This is a genomic window from Rhodospirillaceae bacterium (genome assembly GCA_018662005.1).
Taxonomy (GTDB): domain Bacteria; phylum Pseudomonadota; class Alphaproteobacteria; order Rhodospirillales; family JABHCV01; genus JACNJU01.
In genome coordinates, this window is the sequence record JABJHA010000025.1 from 17,082 (window position 1) to 42,875 (window position 25,794).

Below are 25,794 nucleotides of genomic sequence, written 5' to 3' on the forward strand. Positions count from 1 at the left end.
CCTAATTAATTGCGGGCGAAGTCGTCATCAAGACGTTCTATATCATCTTCGCCCAGATAGTCACCCGATTGTACCTCAATCAGGTAAAGCGGTTGCTGGGTGATGTTTTCAAGCCGGTGGGCGGCGCCGACGGGAATATAAGTCGATTGATTGGGCCCCAGCGTCATATCCTTGCCGTCGCAGTGGACCAAAGCCTCGCCCGATACGACAATCCAATGCTCGGCGCGGCGTTGGTGGCGTTGCAGGGACAGACGGCTATCCGGATTGACGCAAATCCGCTTGACCTGAAATGACGGTCCGCTGTCCAGTGACTGATACCAGCCCCAAGGGCGGCGAACCCGGCCTGGTAAAAGGTGCTCCGTGCGGCCTTCCTTGTCCAGCCGCTTGACAATGGCGCCAATATCCTGGGCCCGGTCCCGGGGCGCAACCAGTACCGTATCGCCGGTATCAACGATAACCATGTCCTTGACACCGACGGTGGCGATCATTTTGTTATAGGTGCGTAGGTAGCTTCCCGTTGTGTCTTCGGCAAAGACATCACCGATGACGACATTGTCCTGTTTATCCTTGTCGGACACTTTCCACAGCTCGGACCACGAACCGATATCGCTCCATCCCATATCAACAGGAACAACACAGGCTTTGCGGGTATGTTCCATGACCGCGTAGTCGATGGAAATGGCAGGGCAGGTCTCGAAAATGTCACCGTCCATGCGGGTGAAATCCAGATCGCGAATGGTCGCCGCCATGGATTTTTCACAAATTGTATACACTTCCGGCTGTAAGGCTTTCAATTCTTCAAGATAGGCGGAAGCCTTGAACAGGAAAATCCCGCTGTTCCAGACATGGCCGCCGGCGGCAATCATTTTAGCGGCCTTTTCAGGGTCCGGTTTTTCGATAAACTTTTCAACGTCGAGACAACCCGGCGCCGTGCTTATTTCATCGCCACCCAGAATGTATCCGTATCCGGTTTCAGGTCCGGTGGGTTTGATCCCAAAAGTCACCAGATAATCGTTTTTAGCCGCTTTGGCGGCAGTCTTGATGGCGGCCTGGAAGGCTTTGGTATTACTAATCAGATGATCTGATGGTAACAGCAGGATGGTCGCGTCCTTGTCAATGGCGCGTAAGGTCAGTGCCGCAATGGCTGCGGCCGGGGCAGTATTTCTTCCGATTGGCTCAAGAATGATGTCACGGACATACAGATTGATTTGGCGAACCTGTTCGGCAACGCTGAACCGGTGCTGGTCATTGCAGATAACCAGCGGTGCTTCAAAATTCTTGCCGGTAACCCGGTTCAGGGTTTCCTGCAACAGGGACTTATCAGATGTCAGCGATAGCAACTGCTTGGGGTAGTGCTTGCGCGACAACGGCCACAATCGGGTTCCCGAACCGCCTGACAGGATGACTGGATAAATGCTCATGGATAACGGTTCTCTGATTCGGAATACTGAGGGTTTTGATTAGCACAGATGCCGTCTTCGGGCTATGGAGTGATTAGTCTTGCATTCGTACACAGAATGATTGATTGAAGCGGTATGTTGAAAGGTTCAGATAATTTTCGCGGTGCGGCGTTGATGGCTGCCAGCATGGCCTTTTTCGTCATTAATGACAGTTTGGTCAAACTGGCGTCCGACAACCTTGGTCTTTTTCAGATCATTCTGCTGCGTGGACTGATGGCTAGCGCCTTGCTGGCCCTGGTCGCCCTGAAAAGAAAATCTATTTTTCCCATCCTCAACAGATCCGACTGGAAGATTTTGACTTTCAGATTGATCGGCGAAGTCGGGGCGACGCTTTGCTATCTAACGGCGCTTTTCAACATACCCATTGCCAATGCCACGGCGATCCTGGCGGCACTGCCGCTGGCGGTAACCCTGGCGGCGGCTGTATTTATGGGTGAGCCTGTTGGCTGGCGGCGTTATCTGGCGATTATGGTCGGTTTTGCCGGGGTGTTGATCATTGTCCGCCCAGGCTCCGAAGGCTTCAACGCTTATTCCATCTGGGCTCTTGGCGCGGTGGGGTTTGTCGTCCTCAGGGATTTATCGACGCGCCTGCTATCGGCACATGTATCATCTATTTTCGTCTCATTATTGACCTCAATCGCGATCACAGTGACAGGCGGTGTCATGTCATTATTCCTAGTCTGGGAACCGGTTGGGGCAGTCGAGATCAGGCTTCTTGCTGCTGCTGCGATGCTGATGGTCTTCGCCTATTTGACCAGCGTCATGACAATGCGGGTCGGCGAAATCGGTTTTGTTTCACCATTTCGCTACACGGCCCTTCTTTGGGCGATAGCCCTTGGTGTTTTTATCTTTGGGCGATAGCCCTTGGTGTTTTTATCTTTGGCGACGTCCCCGATACCTGGACCCTTCTGGGTATTACCATCATCGTGCTGATGGGGATTTATACGCTCTACCGCGAGAAAAAAATCAAGAAACTGGATCAATCTGTCAGTTCATGAGTGTTAGACTATCGCCTGAATTATGGATTTGACGGAACGTATACGATGAAACAGGGAATTGTTGTCGTTTTGGGCTTTGTTGCCCTTGCTCTGCTGGATGGTGCCGGGGTGCTGGCGGCAGAAAAAGTCGTTCCGGAATCCCGTTCCCAGGTTCAATTTTCGTACGCGCCGCTGGTTCAAAAGGCATCGCCAGCGGTGGTCAATATCTATACCCGAAAAGTGGTCAGAAGCAGGACTATCTCGCCGCTTTTCAATGACCCGTTCTTTCAACGCTTCTTTCAGGGTACGCCCGGTTTTTCAGGTTCCCGCAAAAGGATCCAGAATTCGTTGGGATCGGGAGTCCTGGTCAGTGCCGATGGATTGATCGTCACCAATAATCACGTTATTGAAGGAGCCGATGAAATTCGCGTGGTGTTGACCGACCGGCGGGAATACGAGGCTGAAATCGTTGGCACCGATGAGCGCACCGACCTTGCCTTACTGCGGGTTGAAGTCAAGGGTGAAGAATTGCCTTTCCTGCCCTTAAGCGATTCCGACGAACTGGAAGTCGGCGATCTGGTGCTGGCTATCGGCAATCCATTCGGGGTTGGTCAAACGGTTACCAGCGGTATCGTTTCAGCACTGGCCCGGACCCAGGTCGGGGTTTCCGATCTGGCCTCGTTCATTCAAACAGACGCCGCCATCAATCCCGGCAATTCCGGTGGTGCGCTCATTGGTATGGATGCCCGTCTGGTTGGTATTAACACCGCTATTTTTTCAAAAAGCGGTGGCTCGCAGGGGATCGGCTTCGCCATTCCTTCAAATATGGTGAGAGCCGTCGTTGCCGGTACGGTCAAGGGCGGCCGGTTGGTGCGGGCTTGGTTTGGCGCCTGGGGACAGGCTGTTACGCCCGATATCGCTCAAGCCCTGGGCATGGACAGGCCAACCGGTGTGCTGATCAAGAAGGTTCATCAGGGCGGACCTGCCGATCTGGCCGGTATCCGGGCGGGGGATGTTATCATTCGGGTAAAAAGTACGATCGTTGATGATCCTAAAGCCCTGACTTATCGCATCGCCACAATGCCCCTTGGTGGCAAAACTTCCTTGAGCGTTTTGAAGGATGGGCAGGAAAAAAACCTTACCCTGGCCTTGACAGCGCCACCCGAAGAGCCAGCCCGAGACCTAAGAAAACTTTCTGGCCAGCATCCTTTATCGGGCATTGTTGTTGCCAATATGTCACCGGCGCTGGCTGATGAAGTTGGCATCGATTCCTTTGAAGAAGGTGTCTACATCCTGCGATTGGAAGGACGGGATTTTGCCTCGCGACTGGGCCTAAAGCCCGGGGACAAGATCACCAGCATCAACAAACAGGTTATAAATGACACCAGTGGGCTTGAGACGGTGATGGCGAAACGGGTCGATAGCTGGGCGATTGGCATCAAGCGGGGCGGCAAGGTGATGAAACTGGTGATCGACAGATGAGCACTCTTTTCGAATCACAGGCACCGCGGCCTCTTGCCGACCGTCTGCGTCCGCGTACCCTGGACGAGGTCGTCGGTCAGGATCATTTACTGGCCCCTGAAAAGCCTATTGGCCGGATGCGCAGTGCCGGAACGATGACCTCTAGCGTCTTGTGGGGCCCGCCGGGTACCGGAAAGACAACGATTGCGCGCCTGCTGGCTGAACACACAGACTTGCACTTCGAGCCCCTGTCGGCGGTGTTTTCCGGCGTTGCCGACTTGCGCAAAATTTTCGAGGCTGCGCGTGGCCGTCGTCAAGCCGGGCAGGGGACATTATTATTTATCGACGAGGTCCACCGGTTTAACCGGGCCCAGCAAGATGGCTTTCTGCCTTATGTGGAGGATGGCACCGTCATTCTGGTCGGGGCGACGACGGAAAATCCCTCGTTTGAACTGAATGCTGCGTTGCTGTCGCGCTGTCAGGTGCTGGTGCTGAACCGTCTTGATGATCATGCCCTTGAAGAATTACTCACACGATCCGAAAAGGAAGAAGGCCAATCGTTGCCACTTGACAGTGACGCTCGTGCCTCGTTACGCGCTATGGCTGATGGTGACGGGCGCTACTTGTTGAACATGGCCGAAACCCTGTTCGCCCTGCCACTGGATGAGGCTATGGACACCGCTGCCCTGGCCGAGGCCGTGCAACGGCGTATGCCGCTTTATGACAAGTCCCAGGAAGGGCACTACAACCTGATCAGTGCGCTTCACAAGTCGCTGCGTGGTTCTGATACGGACGCAGCGCTTTACTGGTTTGCCCGGATGATCGACGGTGGCGAGGATCCCAATTATATCGCTCGCCGACTGCTGCGTTTTTCGGTCGAGGATATTGGCCTTGCCGATCCGCAGGCTCTGACCCAGGCGATGGCCGCATGGCAAGCATACGAGCGGCTGGGCTCGCCGGAAGGGGAGTTGGCGCTGGTCCAGTGTGTCATCTATCTGGCGACGGCACCAAAATCCAACGCCGCCTACAAGGCTGAAAAGGTCTCAAAGAAGGCAGCCCGGGAAACCGGTTCACTGACCCCGCCCATGCATATCCTTAACGCCCCGACCAAGATGATGAAGGAACTTGGATACGGTGACGGTTATGCTTACGATCACGACGCGGAAAACGGTTTTTCCGGCCAGAACTATTTTCCCGACGGTATGAACCGTCAACGCTTCTATCAACCAAAGGAACGGGGCTTTGAAAGAGACATCCAGAAACGTCTCGCGTACTGGGACAAACTACGCCAGAAGAAAACCGGGGAGCCTTCTTAAATGAGTATCAAGATGCTGGCTTCAATCGCCTTTGGCGGCGCTTTCGGGGCGGTCTTTCGTTACCTGATGATGAGCGGTGTGGGTCACTTCCTGCACGCGGGTTTCCCGTATGCGACCCTTGTCGTCAATGTGTTGGGGTCATTTGTGCTCGGCTCGTTGATTGAAGTGATGGCTATTAGCTGGTCGCCAAGCCAGGAAATGAGAAGTTTTCTTGTCGTCGGAGTGCTTGGGGCCTTTACCACTTTTTCGACTTTTTCACTGGATGTCGTCTATCTGATCGAACGCGGACAATTAACGTCGGCCGGTGGCTACATCGCCTTGTCGGTCATTCTTTCCATTGTCGGGTTGTTTGCCGGGATGATGCTGTTCAGACAGTTTTTGGCATGAGTGGCGTTTCCTTCGCTGATGTGACAAGTGAGGAAGCCGATCTGAGGCTTGATCGCTGGTTCAAACGTCACTATCCCGGCCTGTCCCATGTTCAGTTGCAAAAATTACTGCGCAAAGGGGATGTCCGCGTAGACGGCAAGCGGACCAAAGCCAACAGTCGCCTGATCGCCGGGCAAAAGATACGCATTCCGCCCTTATCAAAGGAAGCCAGCAAGCCGACAAAGAATGAAACCAGAAAGCCAGCTGCAATAGCAGATAGCGATATTGCGGAATTGCGCGAACGGGTTTTGTTTATTGATGAAGATGTCATCGTCCTGGACAAACCACCGGGACTGGCAGTGCAGGGGGGAACGGGGATAACCAAAAGCGTCGATGCCATGCTCGGCGGTTTGATGTTCGATAAAAGCCAACGCCCAAAACTGGTACACCGGTTGGATAAGGATACGTCTGGCGTTCTGGTCCTCGCCAGGTCAACATCGGCGGCCGCCAAACTGACCGGAGCCTTTCGCGCTAAAACTGCCCGCAAAGTTTATTGGGCGGTCGTCGTTGGCGCGCCAAACCCGCTATCGGGCCGGATAAACCTGGCCTTGGCAAAACTGCCTGGTAAGCAGGGCGAACAGATGGTTCCTGATGAAGAAAAAGGCAAAAGGGCGGTGACGTTTTACCGTACCATCGAGAAGGCCGGGCGAAAGGCGAGCTGGTTGTCACTGGAACCGCAAACCGGTCGCACCCATCAACTTCGTGTCCACATGCAGGCACTGGGAACACCAATTTTAGGCGATGGCAAGTACGGCGGAGCAGAGGCTTTTTTGCAGGGCCCGGGCTTAAGTCGCAAGATGCATTTGCACGCCCGCGCCATCCGTATTCCCCATCCCGGTGGTGGCGAGATTGAGGTTATTGCCCCCATGCCCAAACATATGGAAGCGACATGGACATTTTTGGGCTTTGATGAAGAGTTGGCTGCGGATCCGTTTTATCTACCTGACGGTGAAGAATATCCAAATTACTGATTTTATGTTGATATACTGGTCAAAACCAATTTAGGGGAAGGCCATGCGCCTGCTGCTGGTCGAAGATAATCAACGTTTGGCCGAAACGACGAAGGAAGGTCTTGAAAAAGAATCCTTTACTGTCGATTGGTTCGATACCGTCGGCGAATCCGAAGCCGCAATTGAGACGGTTTCCTACGATGCCATTGTTCTTGATCTGGGGCTTCCCGATGGCGACGGCATGGATATTCTTAAACAACTCCGGGCCCGAAAATCATCAACGCCGGTTTTGATCCTGACAGCCCGGGACGGGGTTGAAGACAGGGTCAAGGGCCTGGATGGCGGTGCCGATGATTATCTTCTGAAACCCTTTGCCATGGCCGAATTAATCGCCCGTATCCGGGCTCTTCTGCGGCGTCCTGGCGGGGCGTTGGGCTTAACGTTGACCGCAGGAAATGTGTCCTTTGATACGGCGGCGCGCGAAGTGCGTGTCGGTGACAATGTGATTTCCGTCTCCAGGCGTGAAATGGGCGTTCTCGAACAACTGATGCGCCGTTATGGCCGCGTTGTTCCCAAAGACGTTCTGGAAGACAAACTGTATGGTTTCGGCGAGGAAGTGACCTCAAACTCGGTTGAAGTCCATATATCGCGACTGCGTAAACGCCTTTCCAAGGCCCATGCCGACATTTCGGTTCATACCCTGCGCGGTGTTGGCTATTTGCTCTCTGAAGACGATTAACATGGGCGGCAGGGAAGGCAGACGGGATTTAGTCATTATCGCAGGATTGAGTGTGCTGGCGTTGTTGCTGGCCTTCGCGTTTAATATTTCCGATCATCTCGCGATCTCTGAATTGGTCCCGTATTTCTTGTTGTGGCTGGCCCTGTGCTTTGGTGGGTTTACGTATCGACGGTGGCAGCAGGAACTGGATTTTGGCGCCCATGACCAACCTGGTATTGGTAGCTGGAGTTGGGACATCGTTCAGGATAAGCAGCAGTGGTCAGCAGAAATTTATGAAATCCTTGGTGTCACGCCCGGAACCATCATTCCAACCTATCATGATTTTCTAAAACTCATTCATCCCGAAGACCGCCATCTGTATGAGGAAACCGTTGCCCGAAGTCTTAGAAACAATGTCGGCTATGACATTGATTTTAGAATTTGTACGCCTACCGGTGATGTCCGCATTATCCACGAGAAAAGCGAAGTGGTTTTTGAAGAAGACAAACCGGTGACAATGACCGGGATCATCACTGACATTACGGAAAGCAAGCATGACGAAGCCGATCTCAGAGATCGTTTTGACCTTTTACAATCCCTGATCGACGCCATTCCCATACCCGTTTACCACAAAGACGAAAATGGTTTCTATGAAGGCTGTAACAAGGCTTTCGAGGATTTCAGCGGAACCGCCAAAGCGCAAATACTGGGTAAGACAGTGCATGATTTTATGCCACCTGATTTGGCAAACGCCCAGGAAAATATGGACAAGGCGCTTTTCCGTCAGGGTGGTTTTCAGTCATATGAATCAAAAGTTCTTTCCGTACATGGCCCACGTCAAGACGTCATTTATCACAAGGCCCTGCGTACCAATAGCGATGGAAGTGTTGGGGGGTTAATTGGCACCATCCTGGATATATCTGATCGCAAAAGAATGGAAATCGCACTCAGGGACAGTGAGGAGAGGTTCCGTAATATAGCGGAGTCTGCTTCAGACTGGTTTTGGGAAACCGATACTCAGCACAGGTTTTCTTACCTGTCTGACAGGGTCCAGGATATCCTCGAGGTTGCCCCGGAAACGGTGCTGGGGAGGACCCGCTTGGAACTCGTCGGTAAAGATCAATTCGATGAAGATCCTGAAAAATGGGACCATCATATGGAGCTTTTGCGTCAGCATCTGCCTTTCAGGGGGTTGGTTTATGTCTTTAACGCCAGTGATGGAAACCAACGTCAGATCAGTGTTAGTGGTGTTCCGGTTTTTGACGATGATGGGACTTTTTGTGGTTACCGGGGGACTGGCACCGATATTTCCGAACGTGTACGGGTTGAAGATGCCTTGCGTGAAAGCGAGGAACGTCACCGTAATTTTGCCGCCGACGTGGCTCGTGAATTGCGCACGCCGCTTGCCGTACTCCGAACTCATTTGGATAATTTAAGTGATTCTAAGGAAGTTCAGTCGCTTCGGGTAGACGCCGAAAACATGTCACGCCTGGTCGCTCAGTTACTGGCTATGACGCGAATTGAAACATTCACCACCGATGAAAACCTGGATGACGTTGACCTGGGCGAGGTGTGTAGGAATGTGGCGACGCTTATAGCGCCACTGGCTATCAAAGAGCACAGGTCGATTGAAGTTACCGGTGGCAAGGTGCCCGTTCTGATCAGGGGTAATTCGGCGTCGCTTGAACAGGCGGTTCGCAATCTGGTCGAAAATGCCATTCGATATTCGGCAAGGGGCACGGTCATCTCCTTGAAAGTGAATGAAAAGAAAGTTCCCAGCATAAGGGTTATTGACCGGGGAAGGGGCGTTGCCATCGAGCAGAGAGAACAGATTTTCCGGCGCTTCAAACGATCTGACAGGCGTGGCGGTGGCGCCGGTTTGGGGCTTTCCATCGTCAAGCGAACGGTCAACAACCATAATGGCAAAATCGAAATTGAAGACACCCCGGGTGGCGGCGCAACATTCATCCTTTTATTCCCGCCAAATCACGGCTAGATACGAAAAACTCTGTGTATAAGTTTTTCGACTAATGTGATGAAAATAAACAGTAAATATCTATTCTCTGCGTAGATTTGGAAAAAACAGCCCGAAAAATTTCGGAGGTAAGGATTTTGTAAGTTTTATTGGTTAAAAAAGCTGCCATCAGCTTGTCGTTGGATTCTCTGGGGCGGAATACAACGAAAAAAAGGAATACATATATATGTCCATTCTTCGTTTGCCCTTCCTTCTCATCACATCTCTGGTTCTCTCCCTGACTTTCAGTGCCTCTGCCACTGCGGGGACTACATGCCCGGAAGTTCCCAAAGTTTCCTGGTGGAGTGATACGTCTGTTGAAGGAATGACGGCATATGTCGATCGTAAACATGACGGAGACTGGTCGCCTTACCTAAAAAAATGGCAACGTTATGAAGAAAGAATGCGCGGCATCCTGAACAAGGGCGGGTCCGCTGTCATCAAGTCCCGGAACGTCACACTTGAGGGTGAAGATCTGGCTCGTCACATCGACATGATCGCCAAGCGTGTCGAGGCCACACGCTGCATTGCCGATCAGGTCATTGAAGCCCGGTTGACTGAAGAATTTAACAACATGGACACAGCCGCCGGTGGCAACGCCAAAGACCTGGCGGCGAAAAACTGTCCCAAATTCAACAAGGTCGTATGGTGGGAAACCAGCCACGCGGAGGTCGCTTCGTATGTGGAAAGAAAGCATGGTGGTGACTGGAAAGCCTATGTAGAGAAATGGGACAGACAGTTTGAAAAAATGAAATCGCTTAGTGATCGTGGTGGCACGGCAGTTTTCAAATCGAAAAAACTGAAATTGGAAGGTGAAAACCTGGTCCAATATGTTTCAGCCATCAAAGACCGCCTGTCGGTTACTAAATGCCTGGCCCGTCGCGAACTGGTCAATTCCGGCGACAAAAAGAACATTCTCGCCAACGATGGCTGAATAACAAGGGTTGAGTTCACCCGCCATCACGTTTAGATCATCCCTTTAACTTCAGGGGATGATCGCGTTGAACGAACAATCTTCACCAAAAGAATCTTCAAAGGCCCTGCGCCTCGCTGTTTTTGACTGTGACGGGACGCTTGTCGATTCCGCCCATTCCATAGTCTCGTGTATGCAGACCGCCTGTGCCGCCCAGGGGTTTGCCGAACCGACGCCTGAACAGGTCCGGGCCATGGTTGGCCTGCCGCTGGAAGATGCCATTAGTCGCCTCTATCCTGATATGGAGTCAGACACGGTGATGGCCGTCCGCGAAGGATACCGGGACGTCTTTAGCAATCTTCGGCAAAAGGGTGAAGTTCACGAACCGCTTTATCATGGCACGCTGGATGCCTTGAGTGTGCTTGAAAAGGCCGGCTGGTTGCTTGGTGTGGCAACGGGCAAGGCGATGCGGGGATTGGTCGCAACGTTAAAGACCCATGATATTGAGGAACGTTTCGTTACCTTGCAAACAGCGGATATTTCACACGGCAAGCCCAATCCGGACATGCTTTATAAAGCCATGGCCGAAACCGGGGTTGATGCGTCGGCTACGGTGATGATTGGCGATACTTCCTTCGATATGGAAATGGCCCGCAATGCCGGAACTCTGGCCATCGGCGTGTCCTGGGGATATCACGAAGTCGAAGAATTGACCGGGGCTGGCGCTCACCGGGTCGTCGAAACCTATGACCAGCTTCCAGGTGTTATCGAAAGCCTGATGGGGGCCGGTCGCTAATGGCTTTGCCAAAGCGCTTCTATAAGGACGCCACTGTCGCCCCGATAGAAGGGGGATATACCGTTCATCTTGATGATAAACCGGTGCGAACACCTTTAGGTCTGGCTCTTTTACTACCCGTATTTCCATTAGCCGAAGCCGTTGTTTCCGAATGGCAGGCCCAGGATAAGACGATCAATCCGGCGTCCATGCCGCTTTGCGGTTTTGCCAACACGGCCATTGACCGGGTCGGCAAGGAACGTTCAGTTGTTATGGCCAATTTGCTGCATTATGCAGAGACTGATCTGCTGTGCTACCGAGCAGAGGAGCCAGCAGATTTGGTGGCCAGACAAAATGAACAGTGGCAACCTGTTCTTGATTGGGCGGCGTGGGCGTTGGATGTGCATCTTGAAGTGACAAGCGGGGTCTTGCCTTTGACGCCATCACCCAAAGCCTTGCAAGCGATAAGCGATTCCTTAAATAAACTGGATGATATGACCTTAACGGCGGTGGCCAGTATTGCCGCTGCAACGGGCTCTTTCATTCTTGCCCTGGCCGTTAGCGAAAACCACATCGGAGCCGATCAAGCCTTTGAGATGTCCCTGTTGGACGAGTCCTTTCAGAAGGAGCGCTGGGGAGAGGACGCAGAAGCCGCAGCGCGAAATCAACACTTAAAAGATGACATGAACGCGGCTGTTTTGTTTTTATCGCTTCTCAGACAATAATCGCTGGTGCAAAATGGGCAAACCGTACCGACAGGAAACATCATGCACGACATAATTCGACAACTTGAAGAAAAACGCCAACTGGCCAGACTTGGCGGCGGCAAGGCGCGCATTGAATCCCAGCATAAAAAGGGCAAGCTGACGGCGCGCGAAAGAATAGAGCTGTTGCTCGATCCGGACTCCTTTGAAGAATGGGACATGTTTGTCGAACATCGGTGCAGTGATTTTGGCATGGAAAAGCAGACCCCGCCGGGTGATGGCGTGGTCACTGGTCACGGTACGGTCAATGGCCGTTTGATCTTTGTATTCTCCCAGGACTTTACCGTCTTTGGCGGTTCGCTATCGGAATCCCATGCCGAGAAAATTTGTAAAATCATGGATCAGGCTTTGAAAGTTGGCGCGCCTGTTATTGGTCTCAATGATTCAGGTGGCGCCCGTATTCAGGAAGGCGTTTCATCCCTTGCCGGTTACGCCGAAGTATTTCAACGTAATGTTCTTGCCAGCGGCGTGGTGCCGCAAATTTCGATGATCATGGGGCCGTGCGCCGGTGGTGCTGTCTATTCACCGGCGATGACGGATTTCATCTTTATGGTCAAAGACACTTCGTACATGTTCGTCACGGGCCCCGATGTCGTCAAAACCGTGACCCATGAAGAAGTCACCCACGAAGAACTGGGTGGGGCTATGACCCATACCGGTAAATCCGGTGTTGCCGACAAAGCCTTTGAAAACGATGCCGAAGCGCTTTTGCAACTTCGCCGCTTTATAGATTTTCTGCCCGCCAGTAACCGTGAAAAACCACCGGTGCGACCCACCCCCGACAACCCCTCCCGGGTTGAGGAGTCCCTTGATACGCTGATTCCGGACAACCCCAACAAACCCTATGACATGAGGGAGTTAATCGAAAAAGTCGCCGATGAGGGTGAATTTTTTGAACTGCAACCCGATTACGCAGGGAACATCCTGACCGGCTTCGTCAGGTTGGAAGGCTCAACGGTCGGGGTTGTCGCCAACCAGCCCATGGTTCTTGCAGGGTGTCTGGATATCGATTCATCGAAAAAGGCGGCACGCTTCGTGCGTTTTTGTGATTGCTTTAATATCCCCATTTTGACGTTGGTCGATGTTCCCGGCTTCCTGCCCGGCACGTCACAGGAATACGGTGGCATTATCAAGCACGGGGCGAAATTGCTTTATGCCTACGCAGAGGCCACGGTGCCTAAAGTGACCGTCATTACCCGCAAGGCCTACGGCGGGGCTTACGACGTTATGAGCTCAAAACACTTGCGTGGCGACGTCAACTTCGCCTGGCCGAGTGCTGAAATCGCGGTTATGGGACCGAAAGGCGCCGTCGAGATCATCTTCCGCAAGGATCTGGGGAATGATAAAAAAATTACCGAGCGAACCGAGGAATACCGCAAACGTTTCGCCAATCCGTTTATTGCCGGAAACAGGGGTTTTATTGATGATGTCATCATGCCCCGCAACACCCGGGTCAGGGTTTGTCGCTCCTTGCGCATGCTGGCTGGCAAGAAGCTGGAAAATCCCTGGAAGAAGCACGGCAATATTCCGCTTTAGTTTGATTTGTCAGTATCCTTTTGAAGGTGGGTTGGTACGGTAACGGTGAAGACAGACCCCTCTTCCAATGTGCTTTCGACACTGATTTCCCCGCCCATCTGATCACATAACTGTCGACAAATGGCGAGGCCAAGACCGGCCCCGCCGTGTTTTTTTGTCACCGATGAATCGCCCTGGAAGAAAGGGGTAAACAGCTTATTCAGATTCTCTTTGCTTATCCCGACACCGGTATCGTTAAGTTTGAAATCGATGACCTCCCCGGTATTGGAGTGGTAACGGCTGACGGATAACTGAATATTTCCATCGGTGGTGAACTTTCCGGCATTGCCGACCAAATTTAAAAGAATTTGACGCAGGGCAATGGGATCATTGCTGATGGTTCCGATATCTGCCGGGCAAATAACCTCAAAGGTGTTTCTTTTCTTTTCGATTATCGGTTGTACTGCTGCTTCAAATTCGGCGATGAAGAATTCGACATTGATTTTTTCTTCGGAAAGTTCAAGTTTGTCCGCTTCAATTCTGGAGAGGTCAAGAATGTTTCCGATCAGGCCAATCAGGTGATTTCCTGATTCGTTGATGTGCGTGATGTATTCGCGGTACTTCTCGTTTTCTATATCACCCAGAAAACCACCCATCATGGTTTCTGAAAAGCCGATGATGGCGTTAAGCGGTGTTCGCAATTCATGACTCATATTGGCCAGAAATTCCGATTTGGCGCGGTTGGCGGCTTCCGCCAGTTCCTTTGCTTCACGAAGACTGATTTCGCCTATAATGCGCTTGGTAATATCGCTGCTGGTCCCCCGGTAACCCATAAAGTTGCCATCGTCGTCAAAGTACGGGAGACCATTGAGGCTGATATGGTAGAGATTCCCGGATGGGACGTGAACGGTATAAGAAAATTCATTAAATGGACGCCGGGCGTTTAAATCATCCATATGCTGCTGCCATAATTCAGGCCTGGCATTGACAAAGGGCGAGTTCATGAATTCGTATCGAGTCTTGCCGATGATTTCTTCTGGCTGGACACCGGTTAATTTGTAAAAACGGTCAGAGATGTACGTGAATTTCAGGTCACTATCCATTTCCCAGAACCAATCCGATGCGGCTTCGGCGAAACCCTGAAAACGTTTTTTGCTTTCGTTCAGGGCTTCCGTCATTTGATTGAATTCGGTGATGTCGTGAATGGTGCCGATGAAAAGTTTACGCCCGTCAATTTCCATTTCACTGACTGATAGATGAAGTGGGAAATCACTTCCGTCCTGGCGTCGTCCGGTGACTGTACGTCCCTTGCCAATAATCTTTGGGTCCCCGAATTTCTCGTAATTCTGCAGGTAGGTGTCGTGCTTATCTTGATCGGGTTTTGGCATTAGCATGGTGATGTTTTTGCCAACAACGTCCTGTTGAGGATATCCGAATATGGTTTCCGCAGCTGGATTATAGGACTGCATGATGCCGCGATTGTCGGTAACAATCAGACCGTCCAACATACTATCGACGATGGCTCCGAGATATTTTTCACCTTCCTCGCGGTCCTGTTCGGCCTGCTTGCGTTCAATGGCATTATCTCGGAAGACGACCATGGCGCCTGCCATCTGTCCGATCTCGTCGGTGCGTTCCAGGTCGGGAATAGTGACATCCATATCACCATTGGCCAGACGGCCCATGAGTCCCGTCATTGATGCCAGCGGCTCACCTGCTAACCTGCGAATAAGAATGACACAAATTGCAGCGATCATCAGCGATACGAAAACAGCAAGAACGAAGGCGCTTTGGCCGACGCGGATTAACGCGCTCCAGTTCTTAGACAAATCCAGGGCAATTGAATAAGCGCCGATGATCTCGGATTTTTGAATATCCATTAATTTTTGGTGGCAGGCGAAACATCTGACATCGGCGGCTTGCCCGACACCCATAATCACCGGGCGGGTATAGCGATAGACGTGATCATCGCCCATTGTTCCAACGGCTATGCCTGATTTTAACGCCTGCCGGTCAATGTCATCTCTTGGGTGTTCCAGGTAGCCCCCATTGGCTTTTTGAAAGGCAAGTACCTTATCGCCATGGACCAGCCACATGGTCATGCGTTCAGACGTTCTGTCTAGGCGTTTCATGGTATTGTCGAGGATCGCCACCGAGACATTTTCATCAGATGCATCCTGACGGTTTTTCATGGCCTCTGAATGAAGAACCTCAAGAATGGTGATTGCTTCCTGAGAGCTCCTTTCTGCATTTTCTCGAAAAAACTTGAACTGGAATTGCACAAAGGCGGTCGCACTAGCCAGCAACAGTAAAACCAGGATGGTACTGACAAGCAGGGCAATTTTTGAACCGATATTCAAGCCATTGAGCACGTGGGAATAATCCTGACGGGGATCAGTAAAAAAAAGGAAAATTTAACCGAGTCCTGGTCTCCCCCCCAGTACTCTCTACCAATACAATCGTATGTAAAAAAAAGAGCGAGTACAAGCAGTCTGGCTTTCCGTTTTTCCTTATACTAATTAAAATGCCGACCTGCCCCTTGCTATGTCTCGTGATGATGTCAGAATGGGTTTCGGCAGCTTCGCCACGGAACAATTATTTCAAAGGAATTAATGGGGAATGTTAAAAAAAATCCTCATCGCCAATCGCGGCGAAATTGCCTGTCGGGTTATCAAATCAGCACGCAGGATGGGCATCAAAACCGTCGCCGTTTATTCTGAAGCCGATAAGGACGCACTGCATGTGGACATGGCCGATGAAGCCGTTTGCATTGGGCCTGCGCCATCTTCGGAAAGCTACCTGCTCATTGACAAGATACTCGCGGCGATTAAGCAGACCGGTGCCGACGCGGTCCATCCCGGTTATGGGTTCTTGTCTGAAAACGCTGCCTTCGCCCGCAAACTTAAGCGACAGGGTATTACTTTTATTGGCCCTAACGTCCTCGCCATTACCAAAATGGGTGACAAGATCGAATCAAAAAAACTGGCGGAGAAAGCCGGGGTCAATACGGTGCCGGGCCATACAGAGGCTCTGCGGGATGTCCGTCAGGCTTTAAGTGTCGCCAAGAAGGTCGGTTATCCAGTGATGTTGAAGGCATCGGCCGGTGGTGGTGGCAAGGGGATGCGTGTCGCCTACAACGAGGCAGAGGCGCGTGAAGGTTTTACCTCAGCCAAGCGCGAGGCTGCGTCCAGTTTTGGCGATGACCGGATTTTCGTTGAAAAATTCATCGAGGAACCTCGCCACATTGAAATTCAGATCATTGCTGATGCTCACGGTAATACGGTTTTTCTGGGCGAGCGGGAATGTTCGATTCAGCGCCGCCATCAGAAAGTGATTGAAGAAGCACCAAGCCCCTTTATCGACGAGCAAACCCGCAAGGCCATGGGCGAGCAGGCGGTGCATCTGGCGCGGGCGGTCAAATATGTGTCGGCTGGCACGGTTGAGTTTATCGTCGATAGCAAACGTAATTTCTATTTTCTGGAAATGAACACCCGCTTGCAGGTCGAACATCCGGTAACCGAAAAGATCACCGGTCTTGATCTGGTTGAACTGATGATCAGGGTCGCTGCCGGTGAAAAACTGCCCCTGGGACAGGAAGATGTGACCTTGACGGGCTGGGCCATGGAAACCCGGGTCTACGCCGAAGACCCGTTCCGTGGTTTTTTACCCTCGGTGGGGCGTCTTGTGCGTTATCAGGCACCGAAGGAAAGCGACCATGTGCGCGTCGATACGGGCGTTTATGAAGGCGGCGAAATTTCAATTTACTACGACCCGATGATCGCCAAGTTAATCACCTACGGTAGCGATCGGGACGAAGCCATCGCCCACATGCGCCATGCGCTTGATGGCTATTACATCCGCGGTGTGTCCCATAATATCAGTTTTCTGGCCGCATTGATGGCCCATCCGCGTTTTCAGAAAGGTGATCTGACAACCAATTTCATTGCCGAGGAATACGCCGACGGTTTTGATCCTTCAGATGTACCCCACGATGATCCGGAACTGCTTGTCGCCGTCGCCACCGCCATCCACCGGGCTTATCAGGAGCGTGCGGCTGGCATTAGCGGTCAGTACGCTGGTCATCAAAGACAGGTCCGCGATGACTGGGTCGTACTTATAGGGGGCACCGAGTATGGAGTCACCATCACCTGCGTTACAGGTGGTTATGATGTGTCTATCGGTGAGGAACGTTTGCATATCCGTACCCAGTGGCAGCTTGGCCAGCCACTGTTCGAGGCCCAGGTCAATGGCTCGCTGATTTGTCTGCAGGTGGAACGTAATGGCGCTGGGTACAGTCTGTTTCATTCGGGTTTGCGCGCCGATGTGGTTGTCCTCAATGCGCAGGCTGCGGCACTGTACGCCCTGATGCCGGAAAAAGTGCCGGTCGACACCTCCCAGTTTCTTCTCTCACCAATGCCAGGCCTGCTGATTTCGCTTTCCGTTAGCGAGGGGCAAGAAGTCAAGGGTGGTGAGGAACTGGCGGTGATTGAGGCGATGAAGATGGAAAACGTCCTTCATGCCGAGCGCGACGGGGTCATCAAGACCGTTCACGCCGCCGCAGGCGATAGTCTGAGCGTCGATCAGGCGATCATCGAATTTGAATAGATGACGGAAACCCTGTCACTTCATGTCCGCATTGAAGGGCGGGTTCAGGGTGTCTGGTTTCGCGCCTGGACAGCGCGCGAGGCAACGGCGCTGGGTTTGTCGGGCTGGGTCCGTAATTGCCCGGATGGTTCGCTCGAGGCGGTTTTCAGCGGGGACAATAAAAACGTAATGCTGATGCTTGAAAAATGCCGCAGCGGGCCACCGCTTGCCGAAGTTTCAAATCTCGTCGATCAACCCTGCGCGTTACCGGGTCCCGGCTTCCATCAGTTGCCAACGGCTTGAGCGGGTTTTTTCCACAAGTATTCCCCGCCATAGAACATATGGTGGGCGGTTTGCGTAATGGCGATGGCTTTGGCCCTGGTTTCCGGGTCCGGCGTATCAACCGGAACAAGCGGATCGTCCCCCCCTATGGGCATGGTGTATCCCCGTGAATCGCCGGTCGGATCAATGGTCACCACATGACCTTTCTGGCCAAAGCCGATGGCGTAATTGTGGCTCATGACGACACGGCCCTGACCTTCGGGAACCCGCCGCATGTCAACGCCGAAGAACGGACTGTCATAGCTGATATCCAGCAGCCCCATAAGGGTCGGGGCGAAATCCAGGATCGAGCCAATGGTGTCAATTTGTGCTGGTTTGATATGCCCCGGCGCATAATACAAAAGCGGCACCCGGTAGCGGTCAACCGGCACCATCGCCTGACCGCTCAAACGGGGGCCGTGATCGGCGACGAAGATAAAAACAGTGTCATCAAACCACGGACGCTTGCGGGCCATCTCGATAAACCGTCCAAAAGACCAGTCAGCATAGGTAGCGACGTTTTCTTTGCGCTTGTCAGCCGGGTCCTTGTCGATGCGTCCTTCCGGATAGGTGTAGGGGCGGTGGTTTGAAATGCTGAGCAGGCTGAGGAAGAAGGGGTTTTTGGAGCCGCTCATGGTTTCAATGCGCCTGAGGGCTTCGTCGTAGATATATTCATCGGCGGCCCCCCAGATGGTGTCGAAGCCGATCTCGGCGATGTCCGATTGCTCCCATACGGTGTCGAAGCCGATGTTTTCCCAGTAGTGACCCATGTTGTCGAAGACCGCCCGGCCGCCGTACAGAAACGCCGTCTGGTAGCCCAGGTCTTTAAGCAGAAAGGCGATCGAGTTCATGCCGTCCGAACCGGGGCGTCTGGCCGTCGAAATGCCGGGGATCGGCGCGAACGAGGTCAACAACCCTTCAAGACCGCGCACCGTTCTGACCCCGGTGGAGTACATGTTGGTAAACCACAAACCGTCCTTTGACAGGCCGGTCAGGTGCGGGGTGATGATCTCGCCGCGGCTGTTGTCAAGGTTGTCCACATAGGTGGAACCGAAGGATTCGTTGATCACCATGACAATATTAAGTTTGTTCGGGTTGTTGCCGTTATCGACACGGCGTAACAGGCTGCGGGTCCCTTCAGGGGTCAGGAATTCGGTGTTGTCCTGGGCCACCATCTGGCGGGTCAGGGCGATGGCCCGGGCCTCGTCCATGCCGGGATACAGGCCGTCGTATTCGGCGTCGTTTGTCCAGAGGGCGCGCAGGAAACTGAAATAGCCGTTATTGGCGATTTCGTTGGCTTCCCGGTTGTCGCCAACGCTCACGGGGGCGGCATTGACGGCCAATCCGCAAACCACAAGGACGGGCACAAAGGCTGCGTAAAAGCGCCCGTGAGAAGCCCTGCCCGTATCGTTGATGGCGTCCTTCAGGCGGCCCCGCAACAGCCAGTAGACACCCAGCGCCACGGCGATGACCGGCGGCAGCAGCAGCGGCAGGTTAAAGGATTGCTGAATGTTGCCGATCACTTCCCTTGGAAACAGCAGGTAGTTGACGGCGATACCGTTGAAGCGGCTCGAGAATTCTTCCCAGAAAATCAGCGCTGCCACGTTGCTGAAAAACAGGTTCCACAGCAAAAACAGCAACATCAGCGATGCCAACCGCGACACCCAGCGTTTCTGCAAAAACCCGGGCAAATGGTGCAGGACGAAAAAGAACGGCAAGCCAAGCAGGCACGCCATCGCCGTATCAGCCAGCAGTCCCATGGGCAGGGCCAACAGAAGTTCGCCCAGACGGCCCGTATTATCTTCATAGGCCATGACGATCAGGGCCAGCCGTTCGATGCTGGTAGCGACAAGATAAATCAGGATCGACAGGGCCGGAAAACGATAGCGCGGTGTCAGGAAGTGGAGCATGTGGACCTAGTTGTATTGTCAGCGAAAACGTCAGTGCCTGAAAAATCTTCGATGCCCCGGCCAAAGGCAAGTTTTTTATTGTCCGCCGATAACCATCAGTGGATCGGGTACGGCCTCGATGGTGACCGGCAGGGTTCCCATATCGTCGCCATCGGCCTGAACCGGTTCACCTGCGGGACCGAAAATCGTTATTTTCCGACCCTTTACGACCCTAACACCGCTTTTGCTGCTTAATCTGTTAACCAGCAGGGCCAGCGTATTGGCAAGCATGTCGAACCTGCCACCTTCCAATAACAAAATATCGAAACCGCGGATGCTGATGTCCGCATCCGGCGCTGCGACGAATCGTCCGCCGTAAAGTTTGCCATTGGCGATGATCATGGAACGGGCCTGATGGGGGGTGCCGTCGATGTCGATCTGATAGGTTGGCAAGCCGCCTTTTAGCCACTGACGGGCCGCCTCACATGCGTAAGCTCCTTTGCCCAGCAAGCGCTTCATGGGGCCGCTGACCCCAGCGACGATGCGGGCGTCCATACCGACCCCGGCCATTTGTGCAAACAGGCGTTCAGGCTGCTCCTCACCCTTTATGCGGCCCGGATACAGGGTTTGCGTATTGCCATCAAACAGAATTTCAGCAAGGGCGGTAGCGGATTTCGGCAAGGTCAATTCATGGGCCAAAACATTGGCGGTGCCCAGCGGCAGGATGCCAAGGGGCGGGGCTACGTCCAGACGGGCAAGCCCGTTGATCACTTCATTGACCGTGCCGTCGCCACCGGCGGCGACGATGCAGTCTTGTGAATCACCCGTGACTTCGGCGGCAAGCGCTGTGGCGTGACCGGCATATTCTGTAACCCGGATATCAACCCGCGCCCCCAGGGCGGTCAGCCCGGTCACCACGGCACCCATAAGATTGGCGCTGCGACGCCCCGATGTCGGGTTATGGATGATTAGAATGCGTTTCCTGCTCATCGGATTACGAAGCCTTGCGGGACGGGCAGGGGGACCTCAAAGACCTCGGCGAAGGCGGCCCGCAAATGCTCATCGATCTCGGCCATGGTGACGCCCAGCCCTAAATCGGCCAGTGATGTCACCCCGTACTCCTCAATACCGCAGGGGACGATGCCGTCGAAGTGGCCAAGATCGGGGTTAACGTTGATGGCGATGCCGTGGAACGTCACCCAGCGGCGGACCCGCACGCCAAGCGCGGCGACCTTGTCCTCGCGGCCGTCCGGGTGTGTCACCCAGATGCCGATGCGGCCCTCGCGGCGCTCGCCTGTAACGCCGACCCGCTTTAACGTCCGTATGATCCACTCTTCAAGATCATGGACATAGGCGCGCACATCGTTGCCACGTCCTTTAAGGTCAATCATGGCGTAAGCGACCCGCTGGCCGGGCCCGTGGTAGGTATACTGGCCGCCGCGCCCGGCTGTGTGCACGGGGAAACGTTCGGGATCAAGCAAGTCAGCAGGGTCGGCGCTGGTGCCGGCGGTGTAAAGGGGTGGGTGCTCAAGCAGGCAAACGGCCTCATCGGCCTCACCCGAACGGATCTCTCCGACCCGTTTTTCCATAAACGCCAACGCCGCTTCGTAGGGCACCGGACCCTCTGTTATCAACCATTCCATAAAGTTGTTTACCATGGTGCTTGATTGGTGTGCGAGTATTTGCTATTCCCCCGCTTAAGGAAAAGACAATCCCCTGTTAAAATACCTCAAAACAGGGGGCTCCAGTCACAAATACCATGCGGTCGTGGCGGAACTGGTAGACGCGCAGCGTTGAGGTCGCTGTCCTAGCAATAGGGTGGAAGTTCGAGTCTTCTCGACCGCACCAAAAACCCCGTCCTGAGAAATCAGGGCGGGTTTTTTTATGTTCACGTCCGCCCATGCCAATTGCCCTGACGAAAGTCTCTTTCGTCAGGCGTAACGCAAGCGATATTGATCGCTTAAGGACGGTTCTTTATTTTTTCGGGGTGTAGTAGACGCGGTCGCTGAAGTCCTGGGTGGACATGCCCAGGGCGTAGGTAATCATCAGGAACACTGCAAATATATATTTCATTGTTTTGAACTTCAAACGTGGTTTCCCGAAAAGCCCCCTGCCTTTCGTGCGAGCGTATTTATGCCTTTATGGCCACGTTGGGTGTGATGGCCATCACAAGTGAAGAAAAAAAGTTCGTGGCGAAATATAACGAAAATAAAGTGAACCTGACGGGCGCCATGCCCCGGGCCGTGACGCTGTCCTTTAACTGACCGCGTGACCGGCGTTTTTCCAACCCATGATGCCACCGCTTAAGTGGTAAACAGCACTTGCCGCCGGGGTAGCGGCGTGCAGGTTGGGGCCGTGCATGGCGGTGCGCTTGCCACCAACGCAATGATAGACAACGATTTTGTCATCATGATCGGGCAAATGAGCCGTGTTGAACTGTGACAGGGGTACGTTATGTGCTTCGGCGATCCGTTCCCGGGCGACCTCTTCGGGCTCACGGACATCGACCAGTATTGCCTTGCCTTCGTTTATCCACTGTTTCAGGGTAACCGGATCGATTTCTTTAATACTCATTATTTTAAAAACTCCATGTGTGAGACTTGATTTGGTGTATATTAGTAATATCTAATGAATATGCAAGTGCCAGTGTTCATTTTTTGAGGATTTTTTCATGACGCCCACCGTTAAAGCCTTTTTTGACCCCGAAACCTTCACCGTTACCTATCTGGTGTCCGATCCCGAAACCGCTGCCGCGGTGATTATCGACCCGGTGCTTGATTACGACGGTAAATCCGGGCGCAGTCATACGGGCAGCGCCGATAAGCTGATGGCGTATGTGAAAAGTAACGCTTTGACTGTCGATCTGATCCTGGAAACCCACATCCATGCCGACCACTTAAGCGCCGCCATCTATCTGCGCGACAAGCTGGGCGCTAAAATCGGCGTCAGTGATCAGGTTTACAAGGTACAGGAAACCTTTAAAAAACTGTTCAATGCCGGTGATGATTTTCAGCCCGATGGCTCGCAGTTTGATGTTTTGCTGGCTGACGGGGATTCCATTGCCCTTGGCAATATGACCGGCCAGGTCATGTACACCCCCGGTCACACCCAGGCCTGTATTAGTTTTGTCTTTGGCGACTCGGTATTCGTTGGCGACACCCTGTTCATGCCTGATTATGGCTCGGCCCGTTGTGATTTTCCCGGTGGCGACGCGGCCAGCCTTTACGCCTCGATCCGGCGCATTCTGGAATTGCCTGCGGAAACCACGGTTTTCACCTGCCACGATTACGGAGCAGAGGGCAGGGACTTTGCCTGGGCTTCCACCGTTGCCGAGCAACGCGAGAACAATATTCACATCAATGATGGCGTATCGCAGGATGACTTCGTCGCCATGCGTGAAGGTCGCGATGCGGACCTTGCCGTTCCGGTGCTTTTGCTGCCTTCGGTTCAGGTCAACATGCGGGCCGGAAACATGCCCGCCCCCGACGATAACGGTATCAGCTACCTGAAAATCCCGCTCAACACGATTTGACGCTTATCGCCTAGTTCAAGTAGTTTGTTGCAGCATTTCAACAGGGGGCGGTGGTTATGACCACAGCGGCAGACGATCAGGGCGAAGATATCGCCGCCGAAGACGCCGTCCTTGAGTTTGAAAGCGGCATCGAGGAAGAAATTGTTCTGGCTATTGAAGCCGGAAACCTTGATGGCGTTCGCGATCTGGTTGCCCAACTTCATTACGCCGATGTCGCCGATCTTCTTGAACATCTGGACGAGGATGGTCGCGATACCCTGATTGAGGCCTTTCAGGGTGTCCTCGACTCGGACGTGTTCGCCGAACTGGATGAAAGCGTTCGTGACGATCTGGTTGAAAAGCTGGGTGTCGCTTACGTTGCCAGCGCCGTTTCCGAAATGGACACGGACGACGCCGTCCAGGTTATCGAGGAACTTGAAGAACACGAGCAGAAGCAGGTTCTTGAGGCCATCCCGGCTGGTGAGCGGACCCTGATCGAGGAAGGTCTCGCCTACCCTGAAGACAGTGCCGGGCGGCTGATGCAACGCGAAGTGATGACGGTGCCGGAATTCTGGAATGTCGGCGAAACCATCGATTTCCTTCGCCAGCAGGCTGACGCCGAGGAAGCGGGCCAGGACGCGGGCTCGCTGCCCGATTTATTTTACGATATTTTTGTCGTCGACCCGTCTCACAAGCCGGTTGGCTCTGTGGCCTTGAGCCGCCTGCTCAGAAGTCGCCGCCCGGTGACCATCACCGACATCATCAGCAGCGAGATGAAACTTGTTCAGGTTGACGAGGATCAGGAAGACGTCGCCTATCTGTTCGGTCAGCGCGATCTGGTTTCTGCCCCTGTGGTCGACGCCGCCGGTCGTCTGGTCGGTGTCATCACCGTTGATGATGTCGTCGACGTTATCCATGAAGAACACGAAGAAGACATTATGCGTCTGGGTGGCGTGCGCGAGGATGATCTGTATGAAGCCGTTGGCGATACCACGCGGGCGCGCTTTTCATGGCTGTTGCTCAATCTGGGTACGGCCATTCTGGCCTCGGTTATTATCGGTTTTTTCGAGGCCACCATTGAACAGATCGTCGCCCTTGCTGTGCTCATGCCGATTGTCGCCTCCATGGGCGGTAACGCCGGCACCCAGACCCTGACGGTCACCGTGCGCGCCCTGGCCATGAAGGATTTAACCTCCACCAACGCCATGCGGGTGGTCGGCAAGGAAGTGCTGGTCGGCTCCATCAATGGTGTGCTGTTTGCGGTGCTGGCTGGTGTCGTCGCCTGGTTGTGGTTCGACTCCCAGGCTCTGGGGCTGGTGATTGGGTTGGCGATGATCATCAACATGGTTGTTGCAGGCCTTGCCGGAACAACTATCCCGCTGGTGCTTGAACGAAACGGTATCGATCCGGCAATCGCCTCAAGCGTTTTCCTGACGACGATCACAGACGTCGTCGGCTTCGCCGCCTTCCTAGGCCTGGCCGCGTGGATGCTTATATAGGCCCCTCAAACGCCGGCCCGCAGTCGCGGGCTTCTCAAGCGGATTAATCTTTCAGGCTCTGACGATGGGTAATTCCTGCCAGTTGGTGGTGTAGCTGGGTGAGCGGCGGTTTTGTACCGTGTAGACGCCGCGCTTGCCGCGTTCCGCCACGCCCACAGATCCATACCGTACAGCGCCGCGGCCGATGCGGCTGTTGATGGTGTCGAAAGCCGTCATCAGGGCCTGAGCGCGGGCGTCGACTACGGGGTCGGGCGGGGCGAACAGGTTGCCTTGCGCGTCATCAAACCGCGCCAGCCCCAGCATCATCACCCCGGCACCCTTGAACTGAAGGCCCGGCTTGTAGACTTGCTCGAAGGCCGCCATCGCCGCACGGGTGATGGTGGCCGTGTGATTGGACGGGGCAGGCGGCGCGCTTGACGCCGCACCCCGGTAATAATCACCCTTAAGGCCAAAACGGTTGGTCGCCGCGAAGACGTTGACGACCGAACACAAAAGCCCGTCCCGGCGCAATTTTTCGGCGGCCCGGGCGGCGAAGGCAGCGACGCTTTCGCGCATCACCAGGCGGCTTTCAACGGGCTTGGCGAAGGACCGCGAGACGCGGATGGTTTGCTTGTCCGGACTCTGGCTTTCCAGATCAAGGCAAGCGATACCGCGCAATTCCAGCAATGTGCGCGCCCCGGTCACCCCCATGCGCTTTCGTA

The 25,794-nt window shown here is 53.7% G+C and carries 21 protein-coding genes, 1 tRNA gene and 1 pseudogene; 16 read left to right on the forward strand and 7 right to left on the reverse strand.

Annotation, left to right across the window (positions count from 1 at the left end; all coding sequences use genetic code 11):
- Positions 1-5: 5 nt before the first annotated feature.
- Entirely contained in the window at positions 6-1,421 is a 1,416-nt protein-coding gene (locus HOL66_11340; GenBank protein ID MBT5244827.1) for a mannose-1-phosphate guanylyltransferase/mannose-6-phosphate isomerase, read from the reverse strand.
- 153 nt (positions 1,422-1,574) lie between these two features.
- On the opposite strand from HOL66_11340, the pseudogene HOL66_11345 reads away from it, so the two are divergent.
- From HOL66_11345 to HOL66_11395, 11 genes and pseudogenes are all read left to right on the forward strand, one after another.
- A pseudogene (locus HOL66_11345) lies at positions 1,575-2,458 on the forward strand (DMT family transporter).
- A gap of 45 nt (positions 2,459-2,503) precedes the next feature.
- On the forward strand, positions 2,504-3,919 hold the full coding sequence (locus tag HOL66_11350; protein MBT5244828.1) for a Do family serine endopeptidase: 1,416 nt from the start codon (positions 2,504-2,506) through the stop codon (positions 3,917-3,919).
- Positions 3,916-5,214: a replication-associated recombination protein A gene (locus HOL66_11355; GenBank protein ID MBT5244829.1), complete on the forward strand. Its 1,299-nt coding sequence runs from the start codon at positions 3,916-3,918 to the stop codon at positions 5,212-5,214. Before HOL66_11350 ends, HOL66_11355 begins: the two co-directional genes overlap by 4 nt.
- A 12-nt stretch (positions 5,215-5,226) precedes the next feature.
- On the forward strand, positions 5,227-5,601 hold the full coding sequence (gene crcB / locus HOL66_11360; protein MBT5244830.1) for a fluoride efflux transporter CrcB: 375 nt from the start codon (positions 5,227-5,229) through the stop codon (positions 5,599-5,601).
- Entirely contained in the window at positions 5,598-6,611 is a 1,014-nt protein-coding gene (locus tag HOL66_11365) for an RluA family pseudouridine synthase (GenBank protein ID MBT5244831.1), read from the forward strand. Before crcB ends, HOL66_11365 begins: the two co-directional genes overlap by 4 nt.
- Positions 6,612-6,654: 43 nt before the next feature.
- Positions 6,655-7,329, forward strand: coding sequence for a response regulator transcription factor (locus HOL66_11370; protein MBT5244832.1), 675 nt, complete (start codon positions 6,655-6,657; stop codon positions 7,327-7,329).
- A 1-nt stretch (position 7,330) separates the two neighbouring features.
- Positions 7,331-9,304 carry a PAS domain S-box protein gene (locus tag HOL66_11375; protein ID MBT5244833.1) on the forward strand — a complete coding sequence of 658 codons (1,974 nt, stop codon included), beginning with the start codon at positions 7,331-7,333 and terminating at the stop codon, positions 9,302-9,304.
- A 205-nt stretch (positions 9,305-9,509) separates the two neighbouring features.
- The gene (locus HOL66_11380) at positions 9,510-10,256 is read left to right on the forward strand and encodes a hypothetical protein (GenBank protein ID MBT5244834.1); all 747 of its coding nucleotides are present in this window, start codon (positions 9,510-9,512) and stop codon (positions 10,254-10,256) included.
- A 58-nt stretch (positions 10,257-10,314) separates the two neighbouring features.
- Positions 10,315-11,031: an HAD-IA family hydrolase gene (locus HOL66_11385; GenBank protein ID MBT5244835.1), complete on the forward strand. Its 717-nt coding sequence runs from the start codon at positions 10,315-10,317 to the stop codon at positions 11,029-11,031.
- Complete coding sequence (locus HOL66_11390) at positions 11,031-11,735, forward strand: ATPase (GenBank protein MBT5244836.1); 705 nt, start codon at positions 11,031-11,033, stop codon at positions 11,733-11,735. Before HOL66_11385 ends, HOL66_11390 begins: the two co-directional genes overlap by 1 nt.
- Positions 11,736-11,777: 42 nt before the next feature.
- Positions 11,778-13,310 (forward strand): acyl-CoA carboxylase subunit beta, encoded by a 1,533-nt coding sequence (locus tag HOL66_11395; protein MBT5244837.1) that lies wholly within the window; start codon positions 11,778-11,780, stop codon positions 13,308-13,310.
- On the opposite strand, the gene HOL66_11400 is transcribed toward HOL66_11395, so the two are convergent.
- Positions 13,307-15,661, reverse strand: a complete 2,355-nt coding sequence (locus tag HOL66_11400; protein MBT5244838.1) for a PAS domain S-box protein — start codon at positions 15,659-15,661, stop codon at positions 13,307-13,309. The two genes, HOL66_11395 and HOL66_11400, sit on opposite strands and share 4 nt — an antisense overlap.
- Positions 15,662-15,908: 247 nt before the next feature.
- Here HOL66_11400 and accC point away from each other — a divergent pair, with 247 nt between their 5' ends.
- Both accC and HOL66_11410 read left to right on the forward strand, forming a co-directional pair.
- Positions 15,909-17,894 carry an acetyl-CoA carboxylase biotin carboxylase subunit gene (gene accC / locus HOL66_11405; protein MBT5244839.1) on the forward strand — a complete coding sequence of 662 codons (1,986 nt, stop codon included), beginning with the start codon at positions 15,909-15,911 and terminating at the stop codon, positions 17,892-17,894.
- Entirely contained in the window at positions 17,895-18,176 is a 282-nt protein-coding gene (locus HOL66_11410; protein MBT5244840.1) for an acylphosphatase, read from the forward strand. It begins immediately after the preceding gene.
- Here the strand turns inward: HOL66_11410 and HOL66_11415 are convergent.
- From HOL66_11415 to lipB, 3 genes are all read right to left on the reverse strand, one after another.
- Positions 18,158-20,104, reverse strand: a complete 1,947-nt coding sequence (locus tag HOL66_11415; GenBank protein ID MBT5244841.1) for an LTA synthase family protein — start codon at positions 20,102-20,104, stop codon at positions 18,158-18,160. The genes HOL66_11410 and HOL66_11415 overlap by 19 nt on opposite strands.
- 75 nt (positions 20,105-20,179) lie before the next feature.
- Entirely contained in the window at positions 20,180-21,073 is an 894-nt protein-coding gene (locus HOL66_11420) for a diacylglycerol kinase family lipid kinase (GenBank protein ID MBT5244842.1), read from the reverse strand.
- Positions 21,070-21,741, reverse strand: a complete 672-nt coding sequence (gene lipB / locus HOL66_11425; protein MBT5244843.1) for a lipoyl(octanoyl) transferase LipB — start codon at positions 21,739-21,741, stop codon at positions 21,070-21,072. Before lipB ends, HOL66_11420 begins: the two co-directional genes overlap by 4 nt.
- Positions 21,742-21,844: 103 nt before the next feature.
- On the opposite strand from lipB, the gene HOL66_11430 reads away from it, so the two are divergent.
- Positions 21,845-21,931, forward strand: a tRNA-Leu gene (locus HOL66_11430).
- 408 nt (positions 21,932-22,339) lie between these two features.
- Here HOL66_11430 and HOL66_11435 read toward each other — a convergent pair.
- Positions 22,340-22,657: a rhodanese-like domain-containing protein gene (locus tag HOL66_11435; protein ID MBT5244844.1), complete on the reverse strand. Its 318-nt coding sequence runs from the start codon at positions 22,655-22,657 to the stop codon at positions 22,340-22,342.
- Positions 22,658-22,754: 97 nt separating this feature from the next.
- Here HOL66_11435 and HOL66_11440 point away from each other — a divergent pair, with 97 nt between their 5' ends.
- Together HOL66_11440 and mgtE are read left to right on the forward strand one after the other, a co-directional pair.
- Positions 22,755-23,615 carry an MBL fold metallo-hydrolase gene (locus HOL66_11440; GenBank protein MBT5244845.1) on the forward strand — a complete coding sequence of 287 codons (861 nt, stop codon included), beginning with the start codon at positions 22,755-22,757 and terminating at the stop codon, positions 23,613-23,615.
- Between the two features lie 56 nt (positions 23,616-23,671).
- A complete protein-coding gene (gene mgtE / locus HOL66_11445) occupies positions 23,672-25,093 on the forward strand; it encodes a magnesium transporter (GenBank protein MBT5244846.1) in 1,422 nt (473 codons plus the stop codon).
- Positions 25,094-25,144: 51 nt separating this feature from the next.
- Here the strand turns inward: mgtE and HOL66_11450 are convergent.
- On the reverse strand, positions 25,145-25,794 hold a 650-nt coding region (locus HOL66_11450), incomplete at its 5' end, for a DUF4113 domain-containing protein (protein MBT5244847.1).

Excerpts from the sequence above, each read along its gene's own strand:
- HOL66_11350 (MBT5244828.1), top strand. The coding sequence starts at position 2,504 with ATGAAACAGGGAATTGTTGTCGTTTTGGGCTTTGTTGCCCTTGCTCTG.
- HOL66_11395 (MBT5244837.1), top strand. The coding sequence starts at position 11,778 with ATGCACGACATAATTCGACAACTTGAAGAAAAACGCCAACTGGCCAGA.
- HOL66_11410 (MBT5244840.1), top strand. The coding sequence starts at position 17,895 with ATGACGGAAACCCTGTCACTTCATGTCCGCATTGAAGGGCGGGTTCAG.
- HOL66_11440 (MBT5244845.1), top strand. The coding sequence starts at position 22,755 with ATGACGCCCACCGTTAAAGCCTTTTTTGACCCCGAAACCTTCACCGTT.
- HOL66_11340 (MBT5244827.1), bottom strand. The coding sequence starts at position 1,421 with ATGAGCATTTATCCAGTCATCCTGTCAGGCGGTTCGGGAACCCGATTG.
- HOL66_11420 (MBT5244842.1), bottom strand. The coding sequence starts at position 21,073 with ATGAGCAGGAAACGCATTCTAATCATCCATAACCCGACATCGGGGCGT.
- HOL66_11370 (MBT5244832.1), top strand. The coding sequence starts at position 6,655 with ATGCGCCTGCTGCTGGTCGAAGATAATCAACGTTTGGCCGAAACGACG.
- HOL66_11390 (MBT5244836.1), top strand. The coding sequence starts at position 11,031 with ATGGCTTTGCCAAAGCGCTTCTATAAGGACGCCACTGTCGCCCCGATA.
- HOL66_11375 (MBT5244833.1), top strand. The coding sequence starts at position 7,331 with ATGGGCGGCAGGGAAGGCAGACGGGATTTAGTCATTATCGCAGGATTG.
- HOL66_11365 (MBT5244831.1), top strand. The coding sequence starts at position 5,598 with ATGAGTGGCGTTTCCTTCGCTGATGTGACAAGTGAGGAAGCCGATCTG.
- crcB (MBT5244830.1), top strand. The coding sequence starts at position 5,227 with ATGCTGGCTTCAATCGCCTTTGGCGGCGCTTTCGGGGCGGTCTTTCGT.
- HOL66_11355 (MBT5244829.1), top strand. The coding sequence starts at position 3,916 with ATGAGCACTCTTTTCGAATCACAGGCACCGCGGCCTCTTGCCGACCGT.
- mgtE (MBT5244846.1), top strand. The coding sequence starts at position 23,672 with ATGACCACAGCGGCAGACGATCAGGGCGAAGATATCGCCGCCGAAGAC.
- HOL66_11415 (MBT5244841.1), bottom strand. The coding sequence starts at position 20,104 with ATGCTCCACTTCCTGACACCGCGCTATCGTTTTCCGGCCCTGTCGATC.
- HOL66_11380 (MBT5244834.1), top strand. The coding sequence starts at position 9,510 with ATGTCCATTCTTCGTTTGCCCTTCCTTCTCATCACATCTCTGGTTCTC.
- accC (MBT5244839.1), top strand. The coding sequence starts at position 15,909 with ATGTTAAAAAAAATCCTCATCGCCAATCGCGGCGAAATTGCCTGTCGG.
- HOL66_11435 (MBT5244844.1), bottom strand. The coding sequence starts at position 22,657 with ATGAGTATTAAAGAAATCGATCCGGTTACCCTGAAACAGTGGATAAAC.
- lipB (MBT5244843.1), bottom strand. The coding sequence starts at position 21,741 with ATGGTAAACAACTTTATGGAATGGTTGATAACAGAGGGTCCGGTGCCC.
- HOL66_11385 (MBT5244835.1), top strand. The coding sequence starts at position 10,315 with ATGATCGCGTTGAACGAACAATCTTCACCAAAAGAATCTTCAAAGGCC.